The 284-nt window shown below is 70.4% G+C and carries 1 protein-coding gene; it reads right to left on the bottom strand.

Features of this window, described 5'->3' with window-relative positions:
• Positions 1–284: DUF7507 domain-containing protein (locus tag AC3A57_RS22945; protein ID WP_487581014.1), on the bottom strand; the 284-nt coding region annotated here is incomplete at both ends.

Consider the following 284-nt stretch of genomic DNA (forward strand, 5'->3'; position numbering starts at 1 on the left):
GTCACCGGCGTGGTCACCGTCGTGGTGCAGGCCGGGTCGGTGCTGCCCGCCGGGCAGGCCGGGCTGGTCGACGTCGCGGTGTTGCTGATGCTGCCCGCGGTCACGTCGGCCGCCGTCACCACGTAGGTGCCGGTCAGCACGCAGGTCGCATTCGGCGCCACCGTGGCGCAGGTGGTGCTGCTCGGGGTGATCTTGCTGTCGCTCACCACCACGTTGGTCAGGTTGCCGCTGGCGCTGGTGTTGGTCACGGTGACCGTGTAGGTCAGCGTGTCGCCCAGGCTCAC

The sequence above is a fragment of the Lysobacter sp. Soil_C_15 genome, from assembly GCF_057657315.1.